Here is a 1,176-nt window from a genome sequence, read left to right on the forward strand (position 1 = left end):
GTGATGAATCGCACGCGCCATGTCGAGCCGGAGACGGCCGAGCGCGTGCGCGCGGCGATCGCGGCGCTGCGCTACAGCCCGAATTCGCTGGCGCGAAGCCTCAGGCGCGGCGAGACCAAGACCATCGGCCTGCTTCTGCCGGACAACTCCAACCCGTTCTTCGCCAGCGTCGCGCGCCAGATCGAGGATGCCGGGTTCGTCGCCGGCTATACGGTGATCCTGTGCAACTCCGACGGCAGCGCCGAAAAGGAAGAGCGCTATCTTTCGGTGCTGATGGCCAAGCAGATCGACGGGCTGATCTTTGCCGGCTCGTCCGACCACGCGCGGGTGTTCTCGCGTCTGTTGCCAGATGTGCCGGCGGTGCTGCTCGACCGCGAGATCCATTCCGTCAACGTCGATTCCGTGCTGGTCGACCACGATCACGGCTGCTTTCTCGCCGGCCGGCTCCTGGTCGGGCTCGGGCACAAGCGGATCGGCGTCATCGGCGGCCCGCGCGATTCGAGCTCCAGCCCGGCCCGCCTGCGCGGCTTCACCCGGGCGCTGGGGGAAGCAGGCGTCGACCTGCCTGCCTCAGCAGTGGTCGATTCTGATTATCATTTCGCCGGCGGCCGGCTGGCTATGGAGCGGCTGCTAACGCAGGCGCCCGACATCACGGCGGTATTCGCCTGCAACGACCTGATGGCCATGGGCGCCATCACCGCGCTGCGTTCGCGCGGATTGCGCGTTCCCGACGACATGTCGCTGGTCGGCTTCGACGACATCCCCTACGCCGTCACCACCTGGCCGCCGTTGACGACGATCGCGCAGCCGGTGGAGAAGATCGGAACGCGGGCAGTGAGCCTGCTGCTGGAACGTCTCGGCGAGCCGGCCGCGCCGTCGCGACGGGAAGTCCTGACGCCTGTCCTCGTCGAACGCGAAAGCTGCGCGCCGTTGCGCGGGTAGCGCGTAATCTCCCCCCTTGAGGGGGAGATGTCGCCGAAGGCGACAGAGGGGGTCGCTGCGCATGAAGCGCCAACCTCCATCTGCACAAGCAGGCCGAGCCCAGTCGAACCGACCCCCTCTGGCCTGCCGGCCATCTCCCCCTCAAGGGGGGAGATACGTGCTCATTCCCTCAAGCCGCCGGCTGCAAACCTGCCCTCAAAAGCATGCCGAACAGGTCGCGCGGCTCGTCGGGAT

Annotated in this window: 1 protein-coding gene; it reads left to right on the plus strand. The window is 67.4% G+C overall.

The window, feature by feature from the left end; translation table 11 throughout:
- Positions 1-942, plus strand: a 942-nt coding sequence (locus EN742_RS35425; RefSeq protein WP_148670551.1) for a substrate-binding domain-containing protein, incomplete at its 5' end; no start/stop codon positions are given.
- Positions 943-1,176 lie beyond the last annotated feature (234 nt).

Source organism: Mesorhizobium sp. M4A.F.Ca.ET.020.02.1.1 (assembly GCF_004022645.1).
In the GTDB taxonomy this organism is placed as follows: Bacteria; Pseudomonadota; Alphaproteobacteria; order Rhizobiales; family Rhizobiaceae; genus Mesorhizobium.